Below are 26,901 nucleotides of genomic sequence, written 5' to 3'. Positions count from 1 at the left end.
CCCGCCCCCGGCCCGCGCCTGCTGTGCGCCCCCTCCGCCCCGCCAGAAACAGCCGCCGTTTTAGCGGATGCCCTGCGCCAGATTTGCGGAGAAACCAGTCTTTCCTCCGCCCACGTTACCTTTTGTCAGGAACAGGAAAGCGACCTGCTCAGCCAGCGCGGCTGGTTGCCCCGCCTTGGGTTGCAGTATCACTGGCATAATCACGGCTACAGCAGCTTTGACGATTTTCTGGCCACTCTCGCCTCCCGCAAACGCAAGGTGCTCAAGCGCGAACGGCGGGACGCCAACGCCGCCGGGCTGACTTTCCATACCCTCCGTGGCGATGAGATTACCCCGGCAGACTGGCAGGCCTTCTATACGTTCTATCGCAACACGGTGGACCGCAAATGGGGCAGCGCCTACCTCACGCCAGCCTTCTTCCCCCTGCTCTCCGAACATCTGGGCGACAAGGTTGTGCTGATGATGGCCCGGCATGGCGACGTACCCGTCGCAGCCGCCCTCAACCTGCTGGGGGGCGATACGCTTTATGGACGCAACTGGGGCTGCACCGGAGACTGGCCGTTCCTGCATTTTGAGTTGTGCTATTACCGCGCGATTGATTTTGCCATTGCTCACGGGCTGAAGCGCGTAGAGGCCGGAGCGCAGGGTGAGCATAAAATTCAGCGGGGCTATGTGCCCAGCCTGACGCATTCCGCCCACTGGCTGGAAAACAGTTCACTCCGTTCAGCCGTTTCCGCTTTTCTGGCCGAGGAACGTCCGGCTATACGGGCCGAAGCAGAAGCCCTGAGCGCTTTCTCGCCTTACAAGAAGGATGAGCCGGGTCAGCCCTGACGCACAGCCTTATACGCCCATTCTCTCCCGGCCTTTCCGTAATCCAGATTCACCATATTCGGCAGCTTTCCGCCTCTTCCGCACGCCCTCCATGCAGGCTCTGCCATTGTCGGCGCTCGTTTTTTTGCGTATGGCAGGCAGGTCTTCCAACCGCCTTTTTTCCGGATTGACCGCAGCAGTGACGATGAGCACATCCCCCTCCCTTCCGTCTGACCATCAGGCTTCCCTCATCGACGGCAAAGGCTTTGCCGCCACCCTCCGGCAGCAGATCCGTGAAGATGTGCGCACGTTCCATGACGAGCATGGCGTCACCCCCGGTCTGGCCGTCATTCTGGTGGGCAATGACCCGGCGAGTGAAGTCTATGTGCGCAACAAAGCCATTCAGACACACCACGCCGGCATGCGCTCCTTCATGCACATGCTGCCGGAAACAACCTCGGAAGAGGAACTGCTCGCGCTGATCGAGCGCCTCAACCATGACCCGGAAATTCACGGTATTCTGGTGCAGCTCCCGCTGCCAAACGGCCTGGACGCGCGCCGGGTGACCAATGCCATTCAGCCGGAAAAGGATGTGGATGGTCTGGGGGAAATCAATGCCGGACGTCTGGCCATTGGCCTGCCGAGCCTGATCCCCTGCACACCGCTGGGCTGCCTGCTGCTGCTGCGGGACCAGCTTGGCGATATGCGCGGCAAGCACGCGGTGGTAATTGGCTGTTCCAATCTGGTGGGTAAGCCGCTGGCTCTGCTGCTGCTGGCAGAAGGCTGCACGGTCTCTATCGCGCATATCCACACGCGGGATACGGCGGCTCTGGCGCGGCAGGGTGATATTCTGGTGGTCGCTACCGGCTGCCGGGAACTGGTGCATGGGGACTGGATCAAACCCGGTGCTACCGTGATTGATGTTGGTATTACCCGTGTCACCACCGAAACCGGCAAGACCCGTCTGGTCGGCGATGTGGTGTTTGATGAAGCCGTGAAAGTCGCTGGTCGCATCACCCCCGTGCCCGGCGGTGTTGGCCCCATGACCATTGCCTGCCTGCTGAAAAACACCCTGATGGCCGCCCGCCTGCTGGTAACGGGGAAATCCGAATGAGTCTGTCCCGCCTTTCGGTTGAGCTGATCCCCCGTAGCGAGGACGCGCTTGCGCAGGACGTCACCAGTGTCAAAACACTGTTCCCGGCAGCAGACACGCTGAATATCCCGGATCTGATGCGTTTCCCGCTGCGGAGCTGGGACGCTGCGGCTCTGACCATGCCGCAGTTTGGCACCGTTGTTCCGCACGTCCGCGCCATTGATATCGCCCCCGGTGCCCCCCTGCCCGGCAGCACCCTGCCGGGGCTGAAGGAAGTGCTGGTGGTGCATGGTGACCCTCCGGCTGACCTTGCCCACCGCACCTATCCCAACAGCACGGAAAGCATTATCCGCCGCTATCGGAAGGAAGCGCCGCATCTGCGCATTTACGCGGCCTTCGACCCGTATCGCCGCGCACCCTGGCGGGAACTGGAAGATATTGCCCGCAAGAAAGATGCAGGAGCCGAAGGGTTTTTCACCCAGCCTGTGTTTGACCTGAAGCTGTTCGACCTGTGCCGCGAATGGTTGCAGGATGAGCAGGTTTTCTGGGGGCTTTCCCCGGTTATCGGCCCGCGCTCCCGCTCATACTGGGAGACCACTAACCATGTGGTTTTCCCCAAGGATTTTGAGCCAACGCTGGACGCCAACATCCAGTTTGCTCAGTCCGTGCTGCGTCAGCTCTCGCAGGATCAGGGCTGTGCCTACCTGATGCCGTTACGGGTCAAACTGGACCAGTATCTGCCGCCCCTCATGAGCGCTTTAACCGCCTGACAGCCTTTTAAGACTCCGGCGTTTTATCTGGCTGCCGGCCAGCAGTTTCCATCACACAAAAAAACCGGCTGTGCCTCTGCAAGAAGCAGGCACAGCCGGTTTTTTATGCCGTAACAGAACGCTAACCCTTATCGCTCGCAGGCGTCAGGGTTTCTGGCCGCTGTAAAGAGCGGTCAGACTGGCAGAGGCCAGTTTGTGATGGTGCACCATAAAGCCCACCATTGCCGGGCTGGCATCTGGGGCAATATCCAGTTTGGGCACATCCAGCGCATAAACGCTGAAAATATAGCGATGCGCCGGACCCGGAGGAGGGGCAGCCCCGCCATAACCGGGAGCACCAAAATCGGTGCGCACCTGCACAGCACCCTCCGGCAAGCCGCCTTTCCCTGAGCCAGCACCTTCGGGCAGCGCCGTTACACTAGCGGGAATATTGGCCACAACCCAGTGCCACCAGCCGGAACCGGTGGGGGCATCGGGGTCATACGTCGTCACCACAAAGCTTTTTGTGCCCTCAGGAGCATTTGTCCACTCCAGAGCCGGAGACAAATTCTGCCCCGTCTGCCCCATGCCGTTATAAACCTGAGCCTGCGGCAGAGTGGCCCCGTCCGTAAAAGCGGGGCTTGTCAGAACAAAAGCCATGGGTGCGCCTTTCTTACCAGTTGCGGCTGATCAGCCAGAATTCTTCAGATGTCAGCGTGACAGCCTTGCCTGCGTCAGAATCCGCAGCAGCAGCGGCCAGCGCTTCAATCCGTTCAATCATGATCACTTTACGCTGGTGGGCTTCCGTGGTTTCCGGATTTGTCTTCAGAACATCCAGAGAAACTTTGGCCGCTTTGGCAACACGGGCAGCATCCAGCAGGGCATAAGACATAATGGGTCTCCATATGGGTTTGTTTGCAAAGCGAAATCTGGCCCCGCAGAGCGCCTTCTTCAACCCCGTGAGAGAACGCAGCACCCATGTCTGGCAGTTTCGGCGGAGAGTAAGTGTTACGCCAGACACCGCCCCAACGCCCCCTTACCCTGAAAAAACGTGTGTTATCCGGCCTTCTGCCCCGCCGAGACGCCACTCCCCTCTGGCGTCGCCGCACCCTATTGCGTAAACCCGTTTCAACATGAGCGACCGCACCGAAGATTTTGATTTCCACCTGCCCGAAACCCTGATTGCGCAGGAACCAGCCCGACCGCGTGAAGCCGCGCGTCTGCTGGATGTCCCCCCACACGGCCCCTTTATGGACCGCCATGTGAGCGATCTGCCCAGCCTGCTGAAAGCAGGGGATCTGCTGGTGGCGAACGATACCGCCGTCATCCGCGCCCAGCTGCACGGCCTGCGCGGTGAAGCGCATATCGGGATTACGCTGGACCGGATTCTACCCGATACCTCATGGCATGTGCTGGTGCGTAATGCCCGCCGCCTGAAGGTGGGGGATACCCTGACCTTTACCGGCAGCACCCACACCGCCACGGTTCTGGCGCGGGAAGAAGGCGGCGGCGCAGTGCTGCGTTTTTCTGCCGAAGGCTCAGCGTTTGATACGTTCCTGCAGGATGTCGGCGCGCTGGCGCTCCCCCCGTATATCCATCGCCCACACGGTCCCACCGCGCAGGACGCGCAGGATTACGCGACCATTTTTGCGGAACATAAAGGCGCTGTCGCGGCCCCCACGGCTGGCCTGCACTTCACCCCGGCCCTGCTGGAGGCCGTAGACGCCACCGGCGCGGAACGCTGCACGCTGACGCTGCATGTCGGAGCCGGCACCTTCCTGCCCGTGCGTGAAAACGATATTTCCAAACACCACATGCACGCCGAACGCGGCATCATCACGCCGGAAACAGCGGCCCGCATCAATGCCGTGCGCAAGGCCGGGGGCCGCATTATTGCCGTCGGCACCACCAGCCTGCGCCTGCTGGAAAGTGCTGCAGATGAAAATGGCATTGTGCATCCGTTTGATGATGTCACTTCCATTTTCATCCGGCCCGGCTACCGCTTCCGCGCCGTCGATATGCTGATGACCAACTTCCATCTGCCGCGCTCGACCCTGTTCATGCTGGTCTGCGCCTTTGCGGGGGAAGAGCGGATGCGTGCGGCGTATGCCCATACCGTCCAGACAGGTTACCGTTTTTATTCCTACGGGGACGCCTGCCTGCTGCGCTGCGCCAACCCTATTGAGGCCCACCGCACCGGAGAGTCCGCATGAGCCGTTTCCACTGGATCTGTGAAAGCACGGACGGCGCAGCCCGCGCAGGGATGCTGCACACCGCCCACGGTCCCGTTGCCACCCCTACCTTCATGCCGGTGGGCACCGTCGGCACCGTCAAAGCCATGACAATGGATGCCGTGCGCTCCACGGGTGCTGGCATTGTGCTGGGTAACACCTATCACCTCATGCTGCGGCCCGGTGCTGAACGGATCCGCGCACAGGGGGGCCTGCATCGCTTCATGGACTGGTCCGGCCCGATCCTGACCGATTCCGGCGGGTTTCAGGTCATGTCCCTCGGCGCGCTGCGCAAGCTGGATCAGGATGGCGTCACCTTCCGCTCCCACATTGATGGCTCCTACCATCGGCTAACGCCGGAAAGCTCGACCGACATTCAGCACGCGCTGGATGCCACCATCACCATGTGTTTTGACGAATGCCCGGCCCTGCCCGCACCGCCGGAAACCATTGCCGCCTCCATGCGGATGTCCATGCGCTGGGCTGCCCGCTCCCGCGAGGCCTTTGTGCAGCGCACCGGCTACGGCCAGTTTGGCATTGTGCAGGGTGGCACGGAGCAGGACCTGCGGACGGAAAGCGTTAAAGCCCTGACGGATATCGGGTTTGAAGGCTACGCCATTGGTGGTCTGGCGGTGGGCGAAGGGCAGGAACTGATGTTCGCCACGCTGGACACCACGGTGCCCATCATGCCGCAAAACGCCCCGCGTTACCTGATGGGCGTTGGCACGCCAGATGATCTGCTGGGCAGCGTGCAGCGCGGCGTGGATATGTTTGACTGCGTGATGCCCACGCGCGCCGGCCGCACCGCCCGCGCCTATACAGAACGCGGCACACTCAACCTGCGCAATGCCCGCCATGCGACGGATGCCCGCCCCATTTCCCCCGACTGTGACTGTCTGGCCTGCTCCCGCCACAGCCGCGCCTATCTGCACCATCTGTTCCGGGCCAATGAAATTCTCGGCCCGATGCTGCTGACATGGCATAACATTGCCTACTACCAGCGCCTGATGCGCCAGATTCGGGAAGCCATTATAGAAGGCCGTCTGGACGAACTCGCCACCACTCTGCGCGCCAACTGGGCGGCGGAAGACTGGACGGAAGATGAAATGCCACAGCCCGCCATTCCTCCCGTCCCCTGAAAGCAGCCCCCATGCCCTCCCAGCCCGGAGCAGAAAAACTGGCGGCCCGGATCAGGGAAAAAGCTCTGGCACTGGGGTTTGACGCCATCGGCTTCTGCCCGGCCCATCTTGGGCCGGAGGTTCGGGACCGTCTGACGGACTTTCTGGCCAACGGCTATCACGGCGAAATGGGCTGGCTGGCCGACAGAGCCGACCAGCGCGTACAACCCACGACTCTTTGGCCGGAAGCCCGCACCGTAATTGCACTCGGCGTATCCTACGCGCCGGAGGGCGACCCCCTCGCCACCCTCAGCCAGCCTGACCGGGGCAATATTTCGGTTTACGCCCGCCACCGCGACTATCATGACCTCATCAAAGGCATGCTGAAGCATCTGGCGCAGTTTGTGGTCCGGGAGGGCACTCGGGAGGCCGAGCGGGCGTTTACCGCTGCACAACGGCAGACGGGCCAGACCAGCCAAACGGGCAAACCCGGCCTGCATGCTGGCGAACCGGGCCGTTCTGTTGCTGAAGCCCCGCCTCCCGGTGTTAAAGTCTTTGTGGATACTGCCCCGGTGGCCGAAAAACCGCTGGCCGCACAGGCCGGGCTCGGCTGGCAGGGCAAGCACACCAATCTGGTCTCCCGCAGTCATGGAAGCTGGCTGTTTTTAGGGGAAATCTACACCACGCTGGCTCTGCCCACCTCGCCCCCTTCGGGCGGAGGGTGCGGCAGTTGCACGCGTTGCCTGACGGCCTGCCCTACGCAGGCTTTCCCGGCCCCTTACAGCATGGATGCCCGGCGCTGCATTTCCTATCTGACCATTGAATATGCCGGCCCCATTCCTCTGGAGCTGCGCCCGGCCATCGGCACCCATATTTATGGATGTGATGATTGTCTGGCAGTCTGCCCGTGGAATCGCTTTGCGCAGGCGTCCCGCCAGATCAAGCTGCAACCCCGGCCTGACCTGATCGCCCCGGATCTGGCCAGCCTAAGCCAGCTGGATGATACCGCCTTCCGTCAGAAATTTTCCGGTTCTCCCATTAAACGCATTGGGCGCAATCGCTTTGTGCGGAATGTGCTGATCGCTATAGGCAACTCTGGACTCGCAGAATTACGCCCGCATGCGCATCGTCTCACACAGGACCCGGACAACGTGGTGGCCGAGGCCGCCCGATGGGCCGTTGCCCGTTTGGATGGCCTCCGCGTATGAGCGCCCATTTGCGCAAACGCAGCCTGATCCTCTCCGGGCATGATACCAGTGTAGCGCTGGAGCCTGAGTTCTGGCAGGTGCTGGAAGACATGGCCCGCGCCCACAACCAGCCTTTACCCGTTCTTGTTGCCCAACTGGATACGGAACGCCGCCCCATTCAGTCTCTGGCCTCTTTCCTGCGGGTGCAGGCCCTTCTCTGGTTGCAAAAACAGAGCACGCCACAAACACCAGCCTCATCTGTCTGAGATTTTTACAGGTCGATCTGGTGCCCGAATGTGCGCCAGCCTGCCTCGCTGTTCCCCGCTCCAGCCCCCCCTTCAAAGGCTTCACAGCTGGATTGCCCAGCCTTCATCTTCTCGCATCCCTTCCCGCCCTGCTATGCTGAACACATGGCGCAAACGCGGGTCGGATTTGGGCTGCCGGCCAGACAATGCTAAGCAGGCAACATGGCGATATGGGGTAAGATTTTTGGTGGTGTCGCAGGTTTTGCCATGGGCGGACCTGTTGGCGCAGCTTTGGGCACAGCACTGGGGCATGCCGCAGATAAAGGCACCCTGCTTCAGCCCCCCTCAGGGGGATGGAGTGACCGCTGGGCAGCCCGTGCAAATCCCGATCCAAACGGCGCGGCGACCTTCATGGCCGCCAAACTTGCGGCGGCTCTTGGCAAGAAAGAACAGCTCTACGGCCTGACGAGCATCATTCTCTGCGCCAAACTGGCCAAGTGCGATGCGCCGGTAAACCGTCGGGAAATCGACGCCTTCAAAATGCGCTTCCGGGTGCCTGATGAAAACGTGCGGGAAGTTGGCCGCCTGTTTGACCTCGCCCGCCAGAGAACGGACGATTACGAGTCTTTCGCCCGAGAACTCGGCACCGCCTACGCGCAGGACAAGCAGCCGCTGGAAGACCTGATGGGCGTGCTCTTCGGCATTGCCCGCGCGGATCTGGCTGCTGATGAACCGCTAACCAAAGAAGAAACCAAGTTCCTGCAGCGCGTGCATGCACTGTTCGGCCTGAGCCGGGGTGCGTGGGAACGGGCAGAGCAAGGTCGGTCCCGCCCTGCCATGGCGGAAGAAGACGCTTATGTGGTGATGGGCGTGGATGCCTCCCTCTCCAACGAGGAACTGCGCGCCCGCTGGAAGGTGCTGGTGCGGCAATATCACCCGGATGTGATGGCCTCCCGCAAGGCATCCCCTGCTGAAATTGCCGAAGCATCGGCCAAAATTTCCCGCATCAACGCCGCGTGGGATATGATCAAACGCGATCGAGGCCTGTAAGGGCCATCGGTGCGGCATTCAGGCAACAATATTGGAAAAATTGACACATCCGTTAAACCAAAAGGCCTAAGCAGCGCTTCTTTTCTGCTCCCCTGCCTCTCATGCAGGGATGACCTGCATTGCGCAGAACATTTCTCGTGGTAGAGAAGGCAGCAGAAGACTCCTGCCTTTAGGTCAGGTTTTACTGGTGCGTCACAGGGTGAAGGTAAACGCGGCAATGAATTCAGGACGGAACGGTGCACGGCTCCGCCCTCGCGGTCAGACACATGCGGGTCAGACTCGGGAAGGCTCTTCGGCCCAGCGCCGTTTTTCCTCACGCAGCTCTTTACTGGTCGCCACCCTTGTCGCCCTGACGGGGTGCAGCGCCATCAAGGCGCCTGTCCCCAAAGATCCGGACGCCCTTGAGGAATACAAGCAGGCGAATGACCCGTACGAGCCGCTGAACCGCAAGGTCTACAACCTGACCATGACGGTCGACCACTGGGCGCTGCGTCCGGTCGCCAAGGCCTATGTTTGGGCCGTGCCGCGCCCTGTCCGGAATTCTCTGGGCAACATGATCACCACAATGAACGAACCGTCCGTATTCTTTAACGACGTGGGCGCAGGCAAGCCCCGCCGTGCGGGCGATTCCTTCGTGCGCTGGTGCATCAACATGTCCGTGGGTATTGGCGGGCTGATCGATGTCGCCAAAATGGCCGGGTATCCGCATCATGATAATGATGCTGGCATGACACTGGCCAACTGGGGCATTCCCTCCGGCCCGTATCTGTTCCTGCCTATGGGCCCCTCCTCCATCCGTGATGGGATCGGCTACGGGATTGATCAGGGTCTTTCCCCCTGGAACTATGTCCCGCGTGGCTATGGGCTTATCAGCTTCAACTGGGCCTATAATATGATGGGGGTTGTGCACGGTCGCTCAACGCATCTGGATGAGCTGGATGCCCTGCAGCGTGATGCACTGGACCCCTACGCAACAATCCGCAGTGCCTATCAGCAGCAGCGGAAGGCACAGGCGGAGGCTATCAAAAATGATAACCGCGCCACCGTGCCGGCCTGGTATCACTAAAAACAACAAGGATAGCGCCGACATGAAATTTCTTTCCAGCCGTCGCCTTGTGACAGGCGCCCTTGCGCTCATTTGTGCTGGCAGTCTTTCCGTCCTGCCTGCCCATGCTGCTGAAGGCACCCGTCAGTTCATCGAATCCTTCGGCTCCAAACTGGTTGCCATCGTGAACAGCCAGGTCTCTCTGTCGGAAAAAAAGGCCCGTGTTCTGCCGCTGATCCAGCAGGATGTGGATATTGATGCCATTGGCCGCTACTGCCTGGGCCGTTACTGGAAGCTGGCCACGCCGGAACAGCAGAAGCAGTATCTCGGTCTGTTCCACGAGGTTCTGGTCAACGCCATTACCGACAAGCTGGGAGATTATCGCGGCGTGAGCTTCACCATTGGTGCCATCACCAAATCTGGTGAAGATGATGCTGTCGAAGCCACGCTCATCCGCCCGCAGCAGCCCCCGGCGTCCATGCAGTGGATTGTTGGCCATACCGGCGGCAGCCCGAAAGTTGTGGATGTGGTTGGGGAAGGCGCCAGCCTGCGTCTGACGCAGCGGCAGGATTACTCCTCCTACATCGCCCGCAACGGCGGCAATATTGATGCCCTGCTGACCGCCCTGAAGCGCCAGATCGAGCATCATTCCGCCCCCGCCGCCAACTAAGCGGTCTGAAAAGAATAACTAAAAAGGGCACCTCTCGGGGTGCCCTTTTTTATGGCTTATCGGCCGCCTTCAGCCGCGCACGCTCTCATAAACCAGCATGGTCTGGCCATCCCGTGGGAAGGTCTCATACACATGCATGCCAATCCCGCCCAGAATGGTGCGAGAGGCCAGATTGCTTTCCTTGGCGACAGCAATTACCCGCTTCACGCCAGCATCATGCGTAAAATTCAGGGCCGCACTGGCCGCTTCCCGCGCAATACCGCGCCCGCTGGCCCACGGGTAGAGGGCAAAGCGCAGCCCGAAGCCACGCCCGTCTGGCCGATCATGAATGCCGGTCATGCCGACAAACCGGTCATTTTCCCTAATGGTGAAAATCCCAACCCGGTGGCAGGCCCAGAAGGCAATATCATCCGCCATTTCCCGTTCAGCCTGCTGGCGGGTACACACGCCCCCCAACATCTGGCCAAACGCCCCGCCATCAGCTTTCAGAGACGCCATATCATCCATATCGCGCCATGTGACAGGTTGCAGCATAAGCCGCCCTGTTCTGACTGAGCGCGCCGTCAGCATGACGCACCCTCCGCCAGAACGCAGAAACGCCACCGAAATACTCTCCGGCAGCGTGTCCTGTTTTTCTGCCTTGAAAGTGGTTCAGATGATGGATGCCGCATCAGACATCCACCCAACCTGATTAGCGGGAGATTGGCCGGTAACGAATGCGGCCAGGTTCCGTGGCATCCGGGCCAAGGCGACGGCGCTTGTCTTCCTCATAAGCCTGGAAGTTCCCTTCAAACCATTCGACGTGAGAATCCCCTTCAAACGCCAGAATATGGGTTGCCAGACGGTCAAGGAACCAGCGGTCATGGGTAATGACCACGGCGCAGCCCGGAAATTCGCCCAGAGCCTCTTCCAGCGCACGCAGGGTATCGACGTCCAGATCGTTGGTCGGTTCATCCAGCAGCAGCACGTTGCTTTCCTGCCGCAGCATTTTAGCCAGATGCACGCGGTTACGCTCACCGCCGGAGAGAATGCCGACCTTTTTCTGCTGGTCAGACCCTTTGAAGTTGAACGCCCCCACATAAGCGCGGGACGGCACAGCGCGCTTGCCCAGATAGATGACATCCGTGCCGCCGGAAATTTCTTCCCACACGGTCTTGTTGGGATCCAGATCATCACGGGACTGGTCAACGTACCCGAGCTTTACGGTCTCACCGATTTTTAGCTCACCGGCATCCGGCTTCTCCTGCCCGACAATCATCTTGAACAGGGTGGATTTACCGGCACCGTTGGGGCCGATAACACCCACAATGCCACCCGGCGGCAGCTTGAAGTTGAGGTCATCAATCAACAGACGATCACCAAATCCCTTGGTAACGTGGTCAGCCTCAATAACCGTGCCACCCAGACGCGGGCCGGGCGCAATAACAATGTCTGCAACGCCATTCTGCTTTTCAGCACTCTGGGCCAGCATTTCTTCGTAACGAGAAATACGGGATTTGCTTTTGGCCTGACGCGCCTTCGGGCTGGAGCCAATCCACTCCTGCTCAGCAGCCAGAGCACGCTGACGAGCACTCTCTTCTTTTTCTTCCTGTGCCAGGCGCTTGCGCTTCTGGTCCAGCCAGGAGGAATAGTTGCCTTCAAACGGAATACCGCGGCCGCGCTCGATTTCAAGAATCCAGTTGGTCACGTTGTCCAGGAAGTAACGGTCATGGGTAATGACCATCACGGTGCCCTGATAATCGTGCAGCGTTTTTTCCAGCCATGCGACACTTTCTGCGTCCAGATGGTTGGTCGGTTCATCCAGCAGCAGGATTTCAGGCTTTTCAATCAGCAGGCGGCACAGAGCCACACGGCGGCGTTCACCACCGGAAAGCTTGTCCACGGGGCTGTCAGCAGGCGGGCAGCGCAGGGCATCCAGCGCGATTTCCAGCTTGCGGTCCAGCTCCCAGCCATCGCCTGCGTCAATTTTTTCCTGCAGGTCAGCCTGTTCGGCCAGCAGGGTGTTCATTTCCTCATCGCTCATCGGCTCGGCAAAGCGCATGGAAATTTCGTTGAAACGATCCACAGCTTTTTTGAGGTCACCAAAGCCCAGAGCCACGTTCTCGCCAACCGTCAGCTTAGGGTCCAGCTGGGGTTCCTGCTCCAGATAGCCAACGCGCACACCCTCGGCAGCCCAGGCTTCCCCGCCATATTCCTTGTCGATCCCGGCAATGATCTTGAGCAGCGTGGATTTACCCGCGCCGTTCACACCAAGCACGCCGATTTTCACACCCGGCAGGAAAGACAGCGTAATGCCTTTGAAGACTTCACGCCCACCCGGATAGGACTTGGTAAGGTCCTTCATCACATAGACGTATTGATAAGATGCCATGAGATGACCTCCGTGAAGTGGAATGGATAGGAACCGTCGGATGGACGCGACTGAGGCGAAAAGCGCCTGCGCCCGGCAGGACTTGAACCCGCAACCAAGCCGTTATGAGCGGCCCGCTCTAACCAATTGAGCTACGGGCGCGCAGGCGGCTTCCTGATTACGCAATCAGACACATTTGGCAAGGGTACAGAGCCCGAAAAACCACCCGAACAGTCCTTATCCTGTTACGACTTGGCAAGTTGCAGTGTGACAGATAGGGTCTGCCCATCCGTATTTTTAGTGCTGGAGCAACCCTTATGGACGTCTCAAAACTTTCCCCCGGCAAAGACGTGCCGTTCGACATCAACGTTGTGATTGAAATTCCGCAGGGATCTTCCGTTAAATACGAGATCGACAAAGAAAGCGGTGCCCTGTTTGTGGACCGTTTCCTGTTCACGCCCATGGCGTACCCCACGGCATACGGCTTCATTCCCGGCACGCTGGCTGCGGATGGTGACCCGACCGACGCTTTGGTGCTGACGCCGAGCAATGTGGTCCCCGGCTCCGTGATCCGCGCCCGTCCCATCGGTGTGCTGAAAATGGAAGATGAATCCGGTCAGGACGAAAAGATTATCTGCGTCCCGCATGACAAGATTCACCCGCAGTACAGCAAGCTGCAGACGGTGGAAGACCTGCCGGAAATCACCGTGAAGGCTATTGAGCACTTCTTCACCCGCTATAAGGATCTGGAACCCGGCAAATGGGTGAAGGTGACAGGCTGGGGCACGAAGGAAGAAGCTGGCGATTTCATTCGCAGCGCTCTGACAGCTGGCAGCAAATAATCCGGCTTCTCTCTGAACGGGCCACACAGCCCGAAGCAGAAGAACACAGGATGTTTCAGACCGGAGGCAGCAGACATGCGGCCTCCGGTTTTTTTTATGCGTAGCGCGTAAGCCTGATTTCATACTGAAGGTGTGAAATCTCTTCCCAAAATACGGGCTTATCAAACCGCGATTATGAGGCGACTCTTCAGGCAACCCGCCCCTTGAAGAGATACGGTTCACACCATGATTTCCCTCCCGCCTCAGACATCACACACGCCCCTGCCCCGGCAGCCTGTGCTGTTTCTGCCGCATGGAGGTGGCCCGTGCTTTTTCATGGACTGGCCAGACACGTGGGACCGTATGGCGGCCTTCCTGCGCGGTGTCAGTCAGACTTTACCGCAAAAGCCTGATGCCATTCTGGTTGTTTCCGGCCATTGGGAAACTGCCGTCCCAACCGTGACAGCCGCAGCACAGCCGCCGCTGATTTATGATTATTACGGCTTCCCGCCCCACACCTATCACCTGCGCTACCCGGCTCCGGGGTCTCCGGCACTAGCCGGACAGGTGCAGGCCTTGCTGAGCAAAGCCGGCATTCCCAACGCCGCAGACCCGGAGCGCGGTCTGGACCACGGCGTTTTCATCCCCTTCATGCTGGCGTTTGAAGAGGCTGAGATTCCGGTAGTGGAACTTTCACTCCAGCAGGACCTGAATCCGGGGGCGCATCTGCGCATCGGGCAGGCGCTGGCCCCGCTGCGAGACCAGAATGTGCTGATTGTGGGCACAGGCCTGACGTACCACAATCTCCAGCACTTCATGGGCGAAAACCCGGCCTCCAATGCCATCTCCCATGACTTTGACGCCTGGCTTACGGCCGCCACGTGTGCGCCGGAAGCCGAGCGGAATGCGGTTCTGCAACACTGGGACACAGCCCCCGGTGCGCGTGTCTGCCACCCCAGAGAAGAACATCTGCTGCCCCTTAGGTCGCCGCCGGGGCAGCAGGGCCAGATCAGGGTGTGCAGATCTACCAGGATACCGTGATGGGTAAGGCGCTCTCCGGCTTTCGGTTTGGCTAGCCGGAGAGCCTTCAGGGCACCGTCAGCCCCTCACCCGCGTTTGCTTTCAGAGTTTTTTCTTCCCTTTCAAAAACAGGACGATCCCTCATGACCTCTCTGTCTTTCGCTCCCGCTCTTGCTGCACTCGGCCTTGTGGCCACACTCTCCACCGCGCAGGCTGCAACAGCACCGCAGGATGTGCAGGCTGGCACCTATCAGGTGGAAACCACCCACACGCAGGTTACTTTTTCTCTGCTCCACTTCGGCTTTACCGAGTATTCCGGCCTCTTTTCCGGCGCGACGGGCTCTTTGACCTATGACGCAGCCCACCCGGCGGCCTCAAAACTGAGCGTCTCCATTCCGGTTGCCAGCGTGCAGACCACCAGCGCGAAACTGACAGATGAACTGCACGGCGCGGACTGGTTTGATGCGGCCCGTTACCCGACGGCCACCTTTGTCTCCACCAAAGTCGTCCCGACCGGCACAGGCACGGCCAATGTCACCGGGAATTTCACACTGCATGGCGTCACAAAGCCCCTCACGTTGCAGGTGCGCTACGTGGGCGCTGGCATCAACCCGATGGATAAAGCCTACACGCTTGGATTTCAGGCCACCGGCACCCTCAAACGGAGCGATTTTGGCGTAAAAACCTACGTGCCGATGGTGGGGGATGACGTGACCCTGTCTATTGCCGGGGCTTTCGAAAAGCAGAACTAAGCGCCACTCTCCGGCACGTCTGCTGCCGCATCATAAGGAGGCCCCCGGAAGGGTGCCTCCGTCCTGCGTGGCTCTATAAAGTGCAGAGCCTCCAAGGCGTTAAGGGGTGGCGGCCCCTTTCTCATCAGGCCCAACCGGGCACTGCGAAAAAAATTTCATAATGCGTTATTTTTTTCGCCAACCCCGGTTGTCAAAGCTGAAAACATCGCTATAAGACGCGACATACCGACGCACACTACTGGTGAGTGTCTGGACTGCGGGTGTAGCTCAGTTGGTTAGAGCGCCGGCCTGTCACGCCGGAGGTCGCGGGTTCGAGCCCCGTCACTCGCGCCACTTTTCTTCAAAAAATATCAATTGCAAGAAAGTGGCGCGTGTTGCCCTCGCGGCCACTAGCGATTTTTCCCCATAAAAAAAGCCCGGACCCTGCTGATATGCAGACCCCGGACCTGAAGCGCCGCATTCAAGGCATGCGGCCAGCCTGATCTGGTAGCGTCAGTCGCCCAGAGCCGCAGCGGCTTCCAGCGTGACGGCGACAGCATGCACTGTGGAGGCAATCCGCACAGCGGTCTGCACAGCTTCTGCTCCAAGCTCTTCCCGCACAATCTTCTCATGGCTGGTCACACACAGGCCACAGCCGTTGATTGCGGAAACAGCCAGAGACCAAAGCTCGAAATCCGTTTTTTCCACACCGGGCCGGCCAATAACGCTCATGCGCAGTTGCGCAGGCATCTTGCCGTAATCCCCACCCGCCATATGCACAAAGCGGTAGTAGATATTGTTCATCCCCATGATGGCCGCAGCAGATTTGGCGGCATTCAGGGCTTCAGGCGTCAGCTTATCAGCAAATTCGGCCACAACAGCCTTCGTCACCGCATCATTGCGGGAGGCAATGGCAGACGCCACAAATGTTCCGGCCAGTTGCTGCTGTGTGAGGGTCACATCATTGGCGAGAGACCCGAGATTCAGCCTCAGATCCTTCGCATAGTCGGGAATACGATCCTTCAGAGCGTCGATCGACATCAGATAATCCGTATGAAAAGGGGAGGAATGGCGCAGTTGAGCGCCGCAGACGGGCTGAACCCGGTCTGGTAGAAAACCGTCTGACCCCGCAGGGCCAGACGGGAAGCGTCAGGCTCAGACTTTGATAAAGTCGTCGCCCTTTTTCCAGTTACAGGGGCACAGCTCATCGCTCTGCAGCCCGTCCAGAATACGCACGATTTCCTGCGGGTTACGGCCAACGGACAGATCGTTGACAGACACGTGACGAATCACGCCCTGCGGGTCGACAACAAAAGTGGCGCGCAGAGCAACACCAGCTTCTTTGTGCATAACGCCCGTGCCTTCGGTCAGCTCGCGCTTGATGTCAGCCAGCATTGCAATCGGCAGATCTTTCAGATCGGCATTATGCAGACGCCAGTTGAGATGCACGAATTCGCTGTCGACGGACACGCCGTAAACCACGGCATCACGGTCAGCAAAGTCTTTGGACAGCTTGCCGAAAGCCACGATTTCGGTCGGGCAGACAAACGTGAAGTCTTTCGGCCAGAAGAAGACAACCTTCCACTTACCAGCGTCGGATTTGTCGGAAATCTGGACGAAATCGCCCTTCAGGCCTTCCGGACCACCGGGAACGGCGGTCAGATCAAAGCTCGGAAACTTATCGCCAACAGTCAGCATAAGCTTGCTCCTTCTTGGGTTACTTAAAAGCTCCGACGGCACACAATACCGTCGTCGGGCATTATCTATGGCGCGGTGTGTCCATTCATGCCAATGAATATTTTATATCAAAACCATCGGAATGATCGATTAACCATACAACGGCGTTTCAAAAAATAAGAACGCCCCAGATATGCGTTTTCAGCCCTTGAAAAGACCGAGGTCCGACCGTGCTTCCCCTGCCTTCTGCCCAGCAGTTACGTTACCTGATTGCCCTCTCTGAACTGCGCCATTTCGGGCGGGCGGCAGCGGCCTGTTCGGTCACGCAATCCACCCTTTCCGCAGGGATCATGGCACTGGAACGCCAGCTCGATTCTCAACTGCTGGACCGCACGGTGGGCAAAAAGGTGGTGTTCACCCCCCTGGGGCATGAAATTGCGCTGAAAGGCCGACAGGCGCTGGAAGCGCTGGAAGCCGTGCCCCAGCTTGCCGTCGCCGCCCGCACACCGCTGACAGGCCCGTTGCGGCTGGGCGTTATTCCCACCATCGGCCCGTTCCTGATTGAGCCGCTCGTCAAAACCATCCGCACCCGCTTTCCGCAACTCACCCTGTCCATTGCGGAAGACACAACGGAACATCTGCTGGAAAAACTCGGCATCGGGCGGCTGGATATGCTGGTTCTGGCCATGCCCTGCCTGTGTGACACGGCGGAAACCCTGCCCCTCTGGCGGGACCCGTTCCACGTCATCATGCCCGAAGACCATCCTCTGGCCCGGCTGAGCCATGTGCCGGTGGAACAGCTGGCCGACCAGCGCATGATTATGATGGAAGATGGCCACTGCCTGCGGGAGCAAACGCTGGCGGTTTGCCGGCAGGGCCGGGAATGGCACGGCACAGAGGGCGAGAGCGACTCCACTTTCTCCGCCACATCCCTCCACACCATGGCGGAAATGGTCGGGCTGGGGCTGGGCATTGGCGTCGTGCCGCTTCTGGCGCTGGAAGGCGGCATTCTGCGCGGGCATCCGGTTATCAGCCGTCCCCTTTCCGGCGGCCCTGTGTGGCGCACCATCGGGCTGGGCTGGCGCCCCCGCTCCCCCCGCTCGGAAGATTTCAGAACACTGGCCACCGCCTTTTCCAGCCTCGCCCCCCACCCGGCACAAACCCAAAATCAGAACTTTGTTTGAAGAGGCACACAAATGCGCGGTAAAAATACACGCGAATAAACAATTTATGGCCCTTTTCCGTGGAAAACATTGACTCGTACTGGCGGGGCCGGTATGTGCCGACACACCTTATTTCAATTCTTGAGCATCGGCGGAGAAAAGCGGGCCATGAAAATCAGAAACAGCCTGAAATCGGCCAAGGTGCGCGATAAAGATTGCCGTGTCGTACGGCGTCGCGGCCGGGTTTATGTCATCAACAAGAAGAACCCCCGCATGAAAGCTCGTCAGGGCTGATTTATGCAGGGTCCGGCCTTTCCCGGCTGGCTTCTGGCGCATGACATGCGTGCAACCCGCTTTTCCGGTTTCCGGAGAAGCGGGTTTTTGCGTTCTGGCGCTCTGATTGCTCCGTGCCTTCTGGCCAGCCTGAGTGTTGCCGGACTCGCTGCTGCGCAAACAGCGCAGCCCCCTGCCGGGCAAACTCAGTCCCCGACCTCCGGCCATACAGCGCACACAACCCCAACTCCGACGCACAGCGGCACGGCGCCCCATACGGCATCACCCTCCGCTTCTGGCAAGGCTTCTCCCGCTCCCGGCTCGTCCGCCACACAGCCCGCCGGCCCTGCGGAGTCTCCTGTATCCGGTGCGTCGCCTTCAGGCACCTCCGCAGGAAAAGCACCTGCGGTCGCCCCGCATAAAAAGCTGACGCGCCCGCAGCAGATTGCCGCCCTTGCGGACCAGCTTGCACAGGCCAAAACGCCTGAAGATGCACAGATGCTGGAAGCACGTCTGGAGGCTTTACGTGCCGCAGGTCTTTCCCCCACCACGCAGCTTCTGCTGCGCCGGGCGCAAAAGGATAGTCAGGCAGACAAGCCGGATGATGCCGTGGAAGACCTGAGTGACGCTCTGGCTCTTCAGCCAGACAGCGCCATCCTGTGGCGCAGCCGCGCCCAGATGCGCCTTGCCGCAGGGGATTTTAAAGCTGCCATTACCGATCTGGGAGAGGCCCTGCAACGGGAGGGCCGGGACGCCAAAAGCTGGGGTTTGCTGTCTACGGTGGAAGATCAGCGTAAAGACGGCCCCGCTGCCCTCAAAGCCTGGCAGAAAGTGCTGGAGCTAAACCCCATGGCAGACAAAAATCACAAGCATCTGGATGCCCTGCACATCAAAGCATTCGGGCAGCCGACTTAAACCGGGCCTCTCAGGCCTGCCGGTTTTCAATCAGGCTTTTGCGAATAGCGCGGCCGCGCTGGATACGGTCCACAATATAGTCCTCATCGCCCCAGCGGATGGCACGGGCCATGGCCTGCGCGTCTTCCATAAAGCGGGCCAGCATTTCCAGCAGGGCCTCGCGGTTGGACAGGAACACATCCCGCCACATCACGGGGTCTGACGCTGCAATACGGGTAAAATCCCGGAACCCGGACGCCGCGAAATCCAGTACTTCAGACCGGGTTTCATCCGCCAGATCATCCGCTGTACCACAAATAGTAAAGGCCAGAAGATGCGGCAGATGGCTCACAATGGCGCACACGCGGTCATGGTGTGCAGGCGTCATCTCCCGCAGGCGCGCGCCACAACGCTCCCACAATGTGCGGACGGCGTTCAGGGCTTCTGGCGGCGTCCCATCAAGCGGGGTCAACAGGCACCAGCGGTCTTCAAACAAGGTCGCAAACCCGGCATCCGGGCCGGAATACTCCGTGCCCGCCATAGGGTGCGCGGGCACATACGCCACGTCCGGTCGTAAAAACGGGCTGATGGCTTCAATAACAGACACCTTGGTCGAACCAACTTCCGTCAGAATGGAGCCGGGCCGCATAACGGGCAGCACCTTCTCCGCCACAGGCCCCATGGCGCCCACCGGCACGCATAGCATGACGCAATCGGCCAACGCAGCGGCTTCGGCAGCGTCAGCCATCACCCGGTCCGCAATCCCCAGCTCTTCCACACGCGCCCGCGCTTCCGGCGAGACATCAACAGCAATCAACTGGCGAGCTAACGTGCCCTTCTGTTGCGCACGACGCAGGACGGAGGAGCCGATCAGGCCGGGGCCAATAACGACAAGTGTGTCAAATACGGGCGTTGCTGCCTCATGAGCCGATGCCGTCACGGCATCCGGACCAGAGGCGTCAGAAACAGTTGAAGACACTCTCAGGAATCCTTCACCACAGTCGGAGCGGGGCCGTAGCTGACATCAGCCGTTTTCTTGATCACAGGCTGACGCAGCCCGCGCATTTCCATGACCTGCCACAACAGCAGGACCGGAATGCCAATGGCCAGTTCACGCCCGCGGCGCAGCAGGGAAAGGCCCAGTGACACAGAAGAATCAATCCCGAACGCATGACCCAGCGCCATATACGCCCCTTCCTGCACACCCAGACTGCCGGGCACTAGAAAGCCGAGTGACATGACAGCACAGGTCACACCTTCAATGGCCACGGCGTTCGGCAGGTTCAGGGGCGCACCCAGCATATTGGCGGTCATCCACAACATGCCCGCGCTCCCCAGCCAGCCGAGCAGATGGTACGCAGCGGAGAGGCAGATCCGGCCGGGGCGGCTCCAGATCGCTTCCATCCGCTCCTGCAACGTGTCCGCACCGCTCAGCATGCTGTCATGCCACTGGGACGCCAGACTGCGGGTGAACATGCCACCAAATTTACGGAAAATGCTGCCGCCGTGCCGCTGCGTCCAGATAAAGCCGGCGGTGCCGAGCATCAGGAAAACCGCACCAATAATAACGGGCACCACAAACGGGCTGGAACGCTGGTGAGCAACCAGAAAGGCCACACCCAGCAGCACAAACGCCACCTGGCCCATTACTTCCGTAGTGATATCCACCAGATTGGCGCTGGCGGCTTCAGGCCAGTCAATCTGGCGCGCCCCCCGCCCATGCAGCCCGTGGCCCGAGCAGGTGGCGCGAATACCAATCACAATACCGCCGAGCTGCGAGAACGGCAGGCAGGTTGCCGCAGCATCCCGCACCATGCGCGCGCCCAGCAGGCGCAGATACCCGATTTCCGGCAAGGCCGCGTGCCAGGCCAGCCCCAGCACGCCATTTACGACAAGCTGGCAGCATACCATGAGAAGGAAGCCGCCCAGACCAATACGCATGACAGCGTGCACCACGGAGCCAACGCCACTCCACGCAACCGCCGCCGTAATGGCAACCAGACCCAGTAAAGTCAGAAAAATCGTAAGCTTCTTCAAGGCCTAAGCTCTACCTGCCCGAGACGCCCCCCTGGGCCTCCCTGCTCCCTGGCGTAGAACACCTGACCAGAGGGGCTGAATTCATGAGTGATCCGACCACTTACACCAGCCCGGGGTCTGGCGCCACCTTGGGGGGCAGGATAAAGAAACAAACCAGCCGTTCGGGTTTCACACCCTTCCATTTCTCATACCCCTTATGGGAGCGCACTTTATATGACCGCCCATACGCTCGTCACCGGCGCGACAGGTTTTGTCGGGTCTGCCGTTGCCCGCACGCTGCTTGAACGCGGACACACGCTGAGACTCATGGTGCGCGAGGGCAGTGACCGGCGCAATATTGCGGATATTCCTGCAGAACTGGTGGAAGGGGACCTCTCCCGCCCGGATACCTTCGCCCGCGCTGTGGAAGGTTGCCGCTACGTCTTTCATGTTGCTGCGGACTATCGGCTGTGGGTGCCAGACCCCGCCCCCATGATGACCGCAAACGTGGAAGGCACCCGCCTGCTGATGCTGGCCGCCCAGAAGGCCGGCGTGGAACGTATTGTTTATTGCTCTTCCGTCGCAGCACTCGGCCTGATTGGGGATGGCACGGAGTCTGATGAAGCGACTCCGGTGCACGAACACGGCGTAATCGGCATCTACAAACGCTCCAAATACCGGGCCGAGCAGGAAGTGCTTGATCTGGTCAAGACGCAGGGCCTCCCCGCCGTGATCGTCAACCCGTCCACCCCGGTCGGCCCGCGGGACATTAAACCCACCCCCACCGGGCAGATGATTCTGGACTGCGCCGCTGGCCGCATGCCCGCCTATGTGGATACGGGCGTGAACATTGTGCATGTGGATGATGTGGCGGAAGGTCACGCGCTGGCACTGGAACGCGGCACCATTGGCGAGAAATACATCCTGGGCGGTGAGAACTATCTGCTGCGCGACCTGTTCGCCATGGTGTCGGAAATTGCCCATGTGCCCCCGCCGCGCATCAGCCTGCCGCAGGAGATTATCTGGCCGGTGGCCGTCGCCTCGGAGTGGCTCTCCCGCTCCTTTGGCTTCTCCCCCCGTGTCACGCGGGAGATGCTGGCCATGTCCCGCAAGAAGATGTTCTTCTCATCGGACAAAGCCATTCGGGAACTGGGCTACAGCCCCCGCCCCGCCCGGCAGGCCGTTGAGGACGCCATTACATGGTTCCGTAACAACGGCATGCTGAAGTAAGGGGCGGGATGATGCTGTTTGGTCTGGCTGTTCTCTCAGCACTCATCTGGTTCGGTCTTATTTTTTTCCACGGGTGGTTCTGGCAAGCCGGACCCATCCTCCGCCCGGCCTGCGCCAGCAAGGCTCCGGCGGACATCATGCCAAACGTCACGGTCGTCATCCCCGCGCGGGATGAGGCCGAGTCCATCGAAGTCGCTCTCTCCTCCCTGCTGACGCAGGATTATGCCGGTCGCCTCTCCCTTATTCTGGTGAATGACCGGAGTGAGGATGGCACCGGCGCTCTGGCCCGCGCCCTGCCAGACCCCAAAGGCCGCCTGACTGTGCTGGACGGCGCAGACCCGGAACCGGGCTGGAGCGGCAAACTCTGGGCCGTGGCACAAGGCGTGGCCGAAGCCCGCCGCCAGCAGGACGCCAACAGCGGCTATATCCTGTTCACCGATGCGGACATTGTGCACGCCCCCCAACACATTTCCACGCTGGTCGCCAAAGCGCAGACAGACACCCTGCACATGGTGTCCGAAATGGTGGAACTGCAGTGTGAAAGTCTGGCGGAACGCGCTCTGGTGCCGGCCTTTGTGTTCTTCTTTGCGCTGCTCTACCCCTTCGCACAGGTCAACAATCCCAAAAGCCGCACCGCCGGAGCCGCTGGCGGCACAATCCTGATCCGACGGGATATGCTGGCCGAAATCGGCTGGATTGAAGCCCTGAAGGGCGCGCTGATTGATGACTGCACGCTGGCCACCTGCGTCAAGCAGGCTGGGGGGCGTCTCTATCTGGGCCATTCCTGTCTGGCCCGCTCTATCCGCCCCTACCCCTATGCCATTGATATCTGGCGGATGATTGCCCGCACAGCGTTTGTGCAACTGCGCTATTCCCCGCTCTTTCTGGTGCTGACAGTGCTGGCCATGGGTGTGGTCTGGATCGCACCGGGGCTGATCGCTCTGTTCGGCCACGGCCTGACGCAGTGGATCGGACTGGTAACCTGGCTGGTCTCCATCGGCTCCTTTGTGCCCACGCTGCGCCGGTTCCGCATCTCGCCACTCTGGGCGTTAACGCTGCCATTTGTGGCCATTTTCTACACGGCGGCGACCATCGGTTCTGCCGTCAACCACTATCGCGGGCGCGGCGTTGTCTGGAAAAACCGGGCCTATACGGACGCCATTCCCAATGATGGCCGCACCGCACCGGCTGCCCCTTCTCCCGCGCCGGAACAGGCCAAAACAGCGCAGATGCCCGGAGGGCGCGCGTGAAAACCCGGCCTTGCGCCTATCCGGTGTGCTGGCCCCTGTCTGCCCATGAGGGGAGTAGGCACACCGGGAGAGAGCGTGTAAAGCTCCGGCTATGCTTCCTTCTTTCTCATCGCAGAGCCTGACATGACTGATACCGCCTCCGTCTGGGGGAGAGACGATGTCTCTTCCGGCAAAGGTGCGTCTGACGAGAATTTTCCCGTCGGCTCCCTTCTGCTTAGCAAGGCCCTGCGCCCGCATGTGCATGCGTATTATGATTACGCGCGCATGATTGACGATATCGCAGACTGCGAGACGCTGAGCGCGGATGAGAAGATTGCCCGTCTGGACGCGATGGAAGGCGTGCTTCTGGGCAAGCGCGACCCCATTCCCCGCGCGGACGCCATGAGTGCCGCCAAACTGCGCGCCTCGTTCCTGAAAACAGGTGTGCCGTTTGAAACCGCAACAGACCTGCTGATCGCCTTCCGGGACGATTCCCGTGGCACGCCCTGCACCTCGTGGGATGATCTGCTGCACTATTGCCGCTATTCCGCGAACCCGGTCGGGCGGTTTCTGCTGCATCTGCACGGGGAAGTGCCGCACACCTTTGCGGCCTCGGACGCCCTCTGCACGTCGCTGCAGATTCTGAACCATTTGCAAGACTGTCAGGGTGACCTCCAGCGCCTGCACCGATGCTATATGCCGGCAGACCTGATGGCACAGGCTGGTGCCACGCAGGATGACCTGCTGGCTGGCCGCGCCACGCCCAACCTCCGCCGGGTGTTCAACACTCTGCTGGACGGTGTGGATGCTCTGAACCGGGAGGCCTCCGCCCTGCCCGGCCTGGTGCGGGACCGGCGCTTCCGGATGGAATGCGCCGCCATTGTCAGTCTGGCCCACCGGCTGACGCAGCGCCTGCGGCGGGAAGACCCACTGGCCGGACGCGTTGCCCTGAAACGCACAGATATCATGTATGCAGCCGGTGCGGCCCTGCGGGCATGGTCCTGAGCTTTCAGAATGTCCGCAGGTCTGTAAAAAGAGCCGGATATGACGATTTAATGAACAAACAGGTGAAAAGCGCGTGACAGCTCAAAACATCCAGACGCATGACGAGCCGACCCCCCTCGGGTGTGACCCCGCGGATCTGGCATGGGTGGAAAGCACGGTAAAACAGGCCGCTACGTCCTTTGCCGCTGGCATGCGCATCCTCCCCCCCATGCGCCGCTACGGCATGTACGCCATTTATGCCTTCTGCCGCGTGGTGGATGATATTGCCGACGGGTATGAACCCATGGAGCAGCGCAAAGCCGCTCTGGATGCCTGGCATCAGCGCATTGTGGCCCTGTATGACCACGGAACCACGCAGGACCCGCTGGACCGTGTGCTGCTGGCCTGCATCCATTTCTTCGCGCTGCGGCAGGATGATTTCCACGCCATTATCGACGGCATGATGATGGATGCGGAAAACACCATTGTCGCCCCCGATGAAAAAACGCTGGACCTGTACTGTGACCGCGTCGCCTCCGCCGTAGGCCGCCTGTCCGTGCGGATTTTTGGGGACAGCACAGAAGACGCCGACAAAGTCGCCTACCATCTGGGCCGCGCCCTGCAGCTGACCAACATCCTGCGCGACATTGCAGAAGATGCCGCCCGTGGCCGGCTCTACCTGCCGGGTGACCTGCTGGACCGCTTCCATGTCCCGCATGACCCCATCAAGGCGCTTTCCGCCCCCGGTCTGCAGGGTGTGGCCAACATCCTCTCCGTACGGGCACTGGACCATTTCCGGAAAGCCTTCCTCACCATGCAGTCCTGCCGCCCCAAAGCCATGCTCCCTGCACGGATCATGGGAGCGAGCTACGAGGCCGTTCTGGTCGCCCTGCGCAAGCGCGGCTGGTCTGCCGATGCCCTGCATGAGCGCCCGGAAACCTCAGCTCTGAACAAGGTGTTCTGGCTGACCCGCTCCTACCGCCCCTGATCCAGAAAGAGAGCAACAGCATGGCATCCTGTGTGCACATTATTGGCGGCGGCGTGGCTGGTCTGGCTGCCGCAGTGGAAGTGGCTGGCTCAGGCCGCCGCGTTATTGTGCATGAAGCAGGCCGTGCCTGTGGGGGCCGTGCCCGGTCCTATGAAGACAAACAGCTGGGCTGCCGGATTGATAACGGCAACCACCTGCTGCTGTCCGCCAACAAGACGGTCTTCCGCTATCTGGCCATGACGGGCGGCACCGATACGCTAACCGGCCCCGGCATCCCCATCTTCCCGTTTGTTGATCTGGCGGAAGGTGCACGCTGGACGCTGGACCTCTCCCGCGGGCGGATGCCCTGGTGGGTGTTCCAGCCGCATCGGCGTGTGCCGGACATGCGGGTGGTGGAACTGCGCAGCCTGCAAAAGCTGATGCAGGCGGGAGAAAATGAGCACGTTTCCGACTGCCTGCTGCCCGGTGCCCTCAGCCGCCGCCTGCTGGAACCCTTCGCTATTTCTGCTCTCAACACCTCCTGTGAGACAGGAAGTGCTGCCCTGCTTGGCGCGGTGGTGAAGGAATCGCTCTCCCTTGGTGGGAAGGCCTGCGTGCCGTGGTTCCCCAAAGACGGGCTTTCTGAAACGCTGGTGGACCCCGCGCTGGCGCATCTGGCCATCCTGCAGGCAGAAGTCCGCACCCAGAGCCGCATCAGCGCGCTGGATGTCAGCCGGGGCCGCGTGACCGCCCTGCATGGCCCGGACGGCGCTATCCCGCTGACGGAAGAAGACACCGTTGTTCTGGCGGTCCCTGCCCCGGTGGCGGAAACCCTGCTCACGCCGCATGTGCCCGGCTTTCAGACCCCCAACGCGTTTGAAAGCATTCTGAACCTGCACTTCCGTCTGGACGCCGCTCCGCAGGCGCTGGGCTCCTTCGCCCGTGCGCGGTTTATGGGGCTGGTCGGCAGTATTGCAGAATGGGTGTTCCTGCGCGGCGATATCCTCTCCGTCACCGTTAGCGCCGCCAACCGTTTTGCGGAGCAGGACCCGGATGATCTGGCCCGCGCCATCTGGCATGACGTGCGCCGCGCGTGTGACCCGGTTCTCAAAGAGCCGCTGCCCGCCACGCCGCCGCATCAGCGCGTGGTGTGGGAGAAACGCGCGACCTTTGCCGCAACACCGGAGCAGAACCGCCTGCGCCCCGGTGCGGCAACGCAACTGGTCAACCTCGCTCTGGCCGGGGACTGGACGGCAACCGGACTCCCCGCCACACTTGAAGGCGCAATGAGATCAGGCGTGAAAGCCGTACACACGCTCGGCCTGCGTCGCCCTTCATAAAAACAAGA

28 protein-coding genes, 2 tRNA genes and 1 pseudogene are annotated in these 26,901 nt (G+C 60.5%); 22 read left to right on the top strand and 9 right to left on the bottom strand.

The window, feature by feature from the left end; genetic code table 11:
- The 3 genes from AD930_RS01975 to AD930_RS01965 form a co-directional block, all read left to right on the top strand.
- A partial coding sequence (locus AD930_RS01975) for a GNAT family N-acetyltransferase (RefSeq protein WP_061504907.1) occupies nt 1-831 on the top strand: 831 nt, incomplete at its 5' end.
- 184 nt (nt 832-1,015) lie between these two features.
- Nucleotides 1,016-1,924: a bifunctional methylenetetrahydrofolate dehydrogenase/methenyltetrahydrofolate cyclohydrolase gene (locus AD930_RS01970; protein WP_156102551.1), complete on the top strand. Its 909-nt coding sequence runs from the start codon at nt 1,016-1,018 to the stop codon at nt 1,922-1,924.
- Nucleotides 1,921-2,673 carry a methylenetetrahydrofolate reductase gene (locus AD930_RS01965; protein WP_061504906.1) on the top strand — a complete coding sequence of 251 codons (753 nt, stop codon included), beginning with the start codon at nt 1,921-1,923 and terminating at the stop codon, nt 2,671-2,673. The genes AD930_RS01970 and AD930_RS01965 overlap by 4 nt, the downstream gene beginning before the upstream one ends.
- A gap of 144 nt (nt 2,674-2,817) precedes the next feature.
- On the opposite strand, the gene AD930_RS01960 is transcribed toward AD930_RS01965, so the two are convergent.
- Nucleotides 2,818-3,312 carry a kinase inhibitor gene (locus tag AD930_RS01960; protein ID WP_061504905.1) on the bottom strand — a complete coding sequence of 165 codons (495 nt, stop codon included), beginning with the start codon at nt 3,310-3,312 and terminating at the stop codon, nt 2,818-2,820.
- 13 nt (nt 3,313-3,325) lie between these two features.
- Nucleotides 3,326-3,544, bottom strand: coding sequence for a hypothetical protein (locus tag AD930_RS01955; RefSeq protein ID WP_043551339.1), 219 nt, complete (start codon nt 3,542-3,544; stop codon nt 3,326-3,328).
- Between the two features lie 241 nt (nt 3,545-3,785).
- Here AD930_RS01955 and queA point away from each other — a divergent pair, with 241 nt between their 5' ends.
- From queA to AD930_RS01920, 7 genes are all read left to right on the top strand, one after another.
- Nucleotides 3,786-4,865 carry a tRNA preQ1(34) S-adenosylmethionine ribosyltransferase-isomerase QueA gene (queA, locus tag AD930_RS01950; protein WP_061504904.1) on the top strand — a complete coding sequence of 360 codons (1,080 nt, stop codon included), beginning with the start codon at nt 3,786-3,788 and terminating at the stop codon, nt 4,863-4,865.
- The gene (tgt, locus tag AD930_RS01945; protein WP_061504903.1) at nt 4,862-6,022 is read left to right on the top strand and encodes a tRNA guanosine(34) transglycosylase Tgt; all 1,161 of its coding nucleotides are present in this window, start codon (nt 4,862-4,864) and stop codon (nt 6,020-6,022) included. The genes queA and tgt overlap by 4 nt, the downstream gene beginning before the upstream one ends.
- Before the next feature lie 11 nt (nt 6,023-6,033).
- On the top strand, nt 6,034-7,209 hold the full coding sequence (gene queG / locus AD930_RS01940; protein WP_061504902.1) for a tRNA epoxyqueuosine(34) reductase QueG: 1,176 nt from the start codon (nt 6,034-6,036) through the stop codon (nt 7,207-7,209).
- Nucleotides 7,206-7,454 carry a ribbon-helix-helix domain-containing protein gene (locus AD930_RS01935; RefSeq protein WP_061504901.1) on the top strand — a complete coding sequence of 83 codons (249 nt, stop codon included), beginning with the start codon at nt 7,206-7,208 and terminating at the stop codon, nt 7,452-7,454. Before queG ends, AD930_RS01935 begins: the two co-directional genes overlap by 4 nt.
- Nucleotides 7,455-7,655: 201 nt before the next feature.
- Entirely contained in the window at nt 7,656-8,483 is an 828-nt protein-coding gene (locus AD930_RS01930) for a TerB family tellurite resistance protein (RefSeq protein ID WP_061504900.1), read from the top strand.
- Nucleotides 8,484-8,700: 217 nt separating this feature from the next.
- On the top strand, nt 8,701-9,549 hold the full coding sequence (locus tag AD930_RS01925; protein ID WP_043551345.1) for an MlaA family lipoprotein: 849 nt from the start codon (nt 8,701-8,703) through the stop codon (nt 9,547-9,549).
- A 22-nt stretch (nt 9,550-9,571) separates the two neighbouring features.
- Entirely contained in the window at nt 9,572-10,198 is a 627-nt protein-coding gene (locus AD930_RS01920) for an MlaC/ttg2D family ABC transporter substrate-binding protein (protein WP_061491899.1), read from the top strand.
- Between the two features lie 69 nt (nt 10,199-10,267).
- On the opposite strand, the gene AD930_RS01915 is transcribed toward AD930_RS01920, so the two are convergent.
- From AD930_RS01915 to AD930_RS01905, 3 genes are all read right to left on the bottom strand, one after another.
- Nucleotides 10,268-10,765 carry a GNAT family N-acetyltransferase gene (locus tag AD930_RS01915; protein WP_043551421.1) on the bottom strand — a complete coding sequence of 166 codons (498 nt, stop codon included), beginning with the start codon at nt 10,763-10,765 and terminating at the stop codon, nt 10,268-10,270.
- A 124-nt stretch (nt 10,766-10,889) separates the two neighbouring features.
- The gene (ettA, locus tag AD930_RS01910) at nt 10,890-12,569 is read right to left on the bottom strand and encodes an energy-dependent translational throttle protein EttA (RefSeq protein ID WP_061491898.1); all 1,680 of its coding nucleotides are present in this window, start codon (nt 12,567-12,569) and stop codon (nt 10,890-10,892) included.
- Between the two features lie 67 nt (nt 12,570-12,636).
- Nucleotides 12,637-12,710 (bottom strand) — tRNA-Ile (locus AD930_RS01905).
- A gap of 155 nt (nt 12,711-12,865) precedes the next feature.
- Between AD930_RS01905 and ppa the strand changes: the two genes are divergently transcribed.
- The 4 genes and pseudogenes from ppa to AD930_RS01885 all read left to right on the top strand — a co-directional run bounded on the left by ppa (nt 12,866) and on the right by AD930_RS01885 (nt 15,474).
- The gene (gene ppa / locus AD930_RS01900) at nt 12,866-13,390 is read left to right on the top strand and encodes an inorganic diphosphatase (RefSeq protein ID WP_061504899.1); all 525 of its coding nucleotides are present in this window, start codon (nt 12,866-12,868) and stop codon (nt 13,388-13,390) included.
- Nucleotides 13,391-13,615: 225 nt separating this feature from the next.
- Nucleotides 13,616-14,445, top strand: a pseudogene (locus AD930_RS01895) (DODA-type extradiol aromatic ring-opening family dioxygenase).
- Between the two features lie 87 nt (nt 14,446-14,532).
- Nucleotides 14,533-15,141: a YceI family protein gene (locus AD930_RS01890; protein ID WP_043551350.1), complete on the top strand. Its 609-nt coding sequence runs from the start codon at nt 14,533-14,535 to the stop codon at nt 15,139-15,141.
- A 256-nt stretch (nt 15,142-15,397) separates the two neighbouring features.
- Nucleotides 15,398-15,474, top strand: a tRNA-Asp gene (locus AD930_RS01885).
- 159 nt (nt 15,475-15,633) lie between these two features.
- Here AD930_RS01885 and AD930_RS01880 read toward each other — a convergent pair.
- Both AD930_RS01880 and AD930_RS01875 read right to left on the bottom strand, forming a co-directional pair.
- Nucleotides 15,634-16,161, bottom strand: coding sequence for a carboxymuconolactone decarboxylase family protein (locus AD930_RS01880; protein WP_061504898.1), 528 nt, complete (start codon nt 16,159-16,161; stop codon nt 15,634-15,636).
- A gap of 114 nt (nt 16,162-16,275) precedes the next feature.
- Nucleotides 16,276-16,818: a peroxiredoxin gene (locus AD930_RS01875; protein ID WP_061491896.1), complete on the bottom strand. Its 543-nt coding sequence runs from the start codon at nt 16,816-16,818 to the stop codon at nt 16,276-16,278.
- A gap of 209 nt (nt 16,819-17,027) precedes the next feature.
- Here AD930_RS01875 and AD930_RS01870 point away from each other — a divergent pair, with 209 nt between their 5' ends.
- The 3 genes from AD930_RS01870 to AD930_RS01860 all read left to right on the top strand — a co-directional run bounded on the left by AD930_RS01870 (nt 17,028) and on the right by AD930_RS01860 (nt 19,148).
- On the top strand, nt 17,028-17,981 hold the full coding sequence (locus tag AD930_RS01870; RefSeq protein WP_061504897.1) for a hydrogen peroxide-inducible genes activator: 954 nt from the start codon (nt 17,028-17,030) through the stop codon (nt 17,979-17,981).
- 147 nt (nt 17,982-18,128) lie between these two features.
- The gene (ykgO, locus tag AD930_RS01865; RefSeq protein ID WP_003625637.1) at nt 18,129-18,254 is read left to right on the top strand and encodes a type B 50S ribosomal protein L36; all 126 of its coding nucleotides are present in this window, start codon (nt 18,129-18,131) and stop codon (nt 18,252-18,254) included.
- Between the two features lie 45 nt (nt 18,255-18,299).
- Nucleotides 18,300-19,148 (top strand): tetratricopeptide repeat protein, encoded by an 849-nt coding sequence (locus tag AD930_RS01860; RefSeq protein WP_244150459.1) that lies wholly within the window; start codon nt 18,300-18,302, stop codon nt 19,146-19,148.
- 10 nt (nt 19,149-19,158) lie between these two features.
- Here AD930_RS01860 and AD930_RS01855 read toward each other — a convergent pair whose 3' ends face one another.
- On the bottom strand, nt 19,159-20,067 hold the full coding sequence (locus AD930_RS01855) for a prephenate/arogenate dehydrogenase family protein (RefSeq protein ID WP_061504910.1): 909 nt from the start codon (nt 20,065-20,067) through the stop codon (nt 19,159-19,161).
- Between the two features lie 41 nt (nt 20,068-20,108).
- Nucleotides 20,109-21,164, bottom strand: a complete 1,056-nt coding sequence (locus AD930_RS01850; protein WP_061504895.1) for a lysylphosphatidylglycerol synthase domain-containing protein — start codon at nt 21,162-21,164, stop codon at nt 20,109-20,111.
- Nucleotides 21,165-21,377: 213 nt separating this feature from the next.
- Here AD930_RS01850 and hpnA point away from each other — a divergent pair, with 213 nt between their 5' ends.
- The 5 genes from hpnA (at nt 21,378) to hpnE (ending at nt 26,893) form a co-directional block, all read left to right on the top strand.
- Nucleotides 21,378-22,373: a hopanoid-associated sugar epimerase gene (gene hpnA / locus AD930_RS01845; protein WP_061501495.1), complete on the top strand. Its 996-nt coding sequence runs from the start codon at nt 21,378-21,380 to the stop codon at nt 22,371-22,373.
- Nucleotides 22,374-22,384: 11 nt separating this feature from the next.
- Nucleotides 22,385-23,623 (top strand): glycosyltransferase, encoded by a 1,239-nt coding sequence (locus AD930_RS01840; RefSeq protein WP_061504909.1) that lies wholly within the window; start codon nt 22,385-22,387, stop codon nt 23,621-23,623.
- 123 nt (nt 23,624-23,746) lie between these two features.
- Nucleotides 23,747-24,607, top strand: coding sequence for a squalene synthase HpnC (gene hpnC / locus AD930_RS01835; RefSeq protein WP_061504894.1), 861 nt, complete (start codon nt 23,747-23,749; stop codon nt 24,605-24,607).
- Between the two features lie 73 nt (nt 24,608-24,680).
- Nucleotides 24,681-25,574 (top strand): presqualene diphosphate synthase HpnD, encoded by an 894-nt coding sequence (gene hpnD / locus AD930_RS01830; protein WP_061504893.1) that lies wholly within the window; start codon nt 24,681-24,683, stop codon nt 25,572-25,574.
- Between the two features lie 20 nt (nt 25,575-25,594).
- On the top strand, nt 25,595-26,893 hold the full coding sequence (hpnE, locus tag AD930_RS01825) for a hydroxysqualene dehydroxylase HpnE (RefSeq protein ID WP_061504892.1): 1,299 nt from the start codon (nt 25,595-25,597) through the stop codon (nt 26,891-26,893).
- Nucleotides 26,894-26,901: the final 8 nt, after the last annotated feature.

This window comes from Acetobacter malorum (assembly GCF_001580615.1).
GTDB lineage: Bacteria > Pseudomonadota > Alphaproteobacteria > Acetobacterales > Acetobacteraceae > Acetobacter > Acetobacter malorum.
The sequence above is the reverse complement of the archived record's forward strand: the minus strand, read 5'-3'. Positions and strand labels throughout refer to the sequence as shown.

Excerpts from the sequence above, each read along its gene's own strand:
- AD930_RS01920 (WP_061491899.1), top strand. The coding sequence starts at position 9,572 with ATGAAATTTCTTTCCAGCCGTCGCCTTGTGACAGGCGCCCTTGCGCTC.
- AD930_RS01875 (WP_061491896.1), bottom strand. The coding sequence starts at position 16,818 with ATGCTGACTGTTGGCGATAAGTTTCCGAGCTTTGATCTGACCGCCGTT.
- AD930_RS01970 (WP_156102551.1), top strand. The coding sequence starts at position 1,016 with ATGAGCACATCCCCCTCCCTTCCGTCTGACCATCAGGCTTCCCTCATC.
- ppa (WP_061504899.1), top strand. The coding sequence starts at position 12,866 with ATGGACGTCTCAAAACTTTCCCCCGGCAAAGACGTGCCGTTCGACATC.
- ettA (WP_061491898.1), bottom strand. The coding sequence starts at position 12,569 with ATGGCATCTTATCAATACGTCTATGTGATGAAGGACCTTACCAAGTCC.
- AD930_RS01960 (WP_061504905.1), bottom strand. The coding sequence starts at position 3,312 with ATGGCTTTTGTTCTGACAAGCCCCGCTTTTACGGACGGGGCCACTCTG.
- AD930_RS01965 (WP_061504906.1), top strand. The coding sequence starts at position 1,921 with ATGAGTCTGTCCCGCCTTTCGGTTGAGCTGATCCCCCGTAGCGAGGAC.
- AD930_RS01860 (WP_244150459.1), top strand. The coding sequence starts at position 18,300 with ATGCGTGCAACCCGCTTTTCCGGTTTCCGGAGAAGCGGGTTTTTGCGT.
- AD930_RS01930 (WP_061504900.1), top strand. The coding sequence starts at position 7,656 with ATGGCGATATGGGGTAAGATTTTTGGTGGTGTCGCAGGTTTTGCCATG.
- hpnE (WP_061504892.1), top strand. The coding sequence starts at position 25,595 with ATGGCATCCTGTGTGCACATTATTGGCGGCGGCGTGGCTGGTCTGGCT.
- hpnA (WP_061501495.1), top strand. The coding sequence starts at position 21,378 with ATGACCGCCCATACGCTCGTCACCGGCGCGACAGGTTTTGTCGGGTCT.
- tgt (WP_061504903.1), top strand. The coding sequence starts at position 4,862 with ATGAGCCGTTTCCACTGGATCTGTGAAAGCACGGACGGCGCAGCCCGC.
- AD930_RS01840 (WP_061504909.1), top strand. The coding sequence starts at position 22,385 with ATGCTGTTTGGTCTGGCTGTTCTCTCAGCACTCATCTGGTTCGGTCTT.
- AD930_RS01935 (WP_061504901.1), top strand. The coding sequence starts at position 7,206 with ATGAGCGCCCATTTGCGCAAACGCAGCCTGATCCTCTCCGGGCATGAT.
- AD930_RS01890 (WP_043551350.1), top strand. The coding sequence starts at position 14,533 with ATGACCTCTCTGTCTTTCGCTCCCGCTCTTGCTGCACTCGGCCTTGTG.
- AD930_RS01880 (WP_061504898.1), bottom strand. The coding sequence starts at position 16,161 with ATGTCGATCGACGCTCTGAAGGATCGTATTCCCGACTATGCGAAGGAT.
- ykgO (WP_003625637.1), top strand. The coding sequence starts at position 18,129 with ATGAAAATCAGAAACAGCCTGAAATCGGCCAAGGTGCGCGATAAAGAT.
- queA (WP_061504904.1), top strand. The coding sequence starts at position 3,786 with ATGAGCGACCGCACCGAAGATTTTGATTTCCACCTGCCCGAAACCCTG.
- AD930_RS01955 (WP_043551339.1), bottom strand. The coding sequence starts at position 3,544 with ATGTCTTATGCCCTGCTGGATGCTGCCCGTGTTGCCAAAGCGGCCAAA.
- hpnC (WP_061504894.1), top strand. The coding sequence starts at position 23,747 with ATGACTGATACCGCCTCCGTCTGGGGGAGAGACGATGTCTCTTCCGGC.
- queG (WP_061504902.1), top strand. The coding sequence starts at position 6,034 with ATGCCCTCCCAGCCCGGAGCAGAAAAACTGGCGGCCCGGATCAGGGAA.
- AD930_RS01925 (WP_043551345.1), top strand. The coding sequence starts at position 8,701 with ATGAATTCAGGACGGAACGGTGCACGGCTCCGCCCTCGCGGTCAGACA.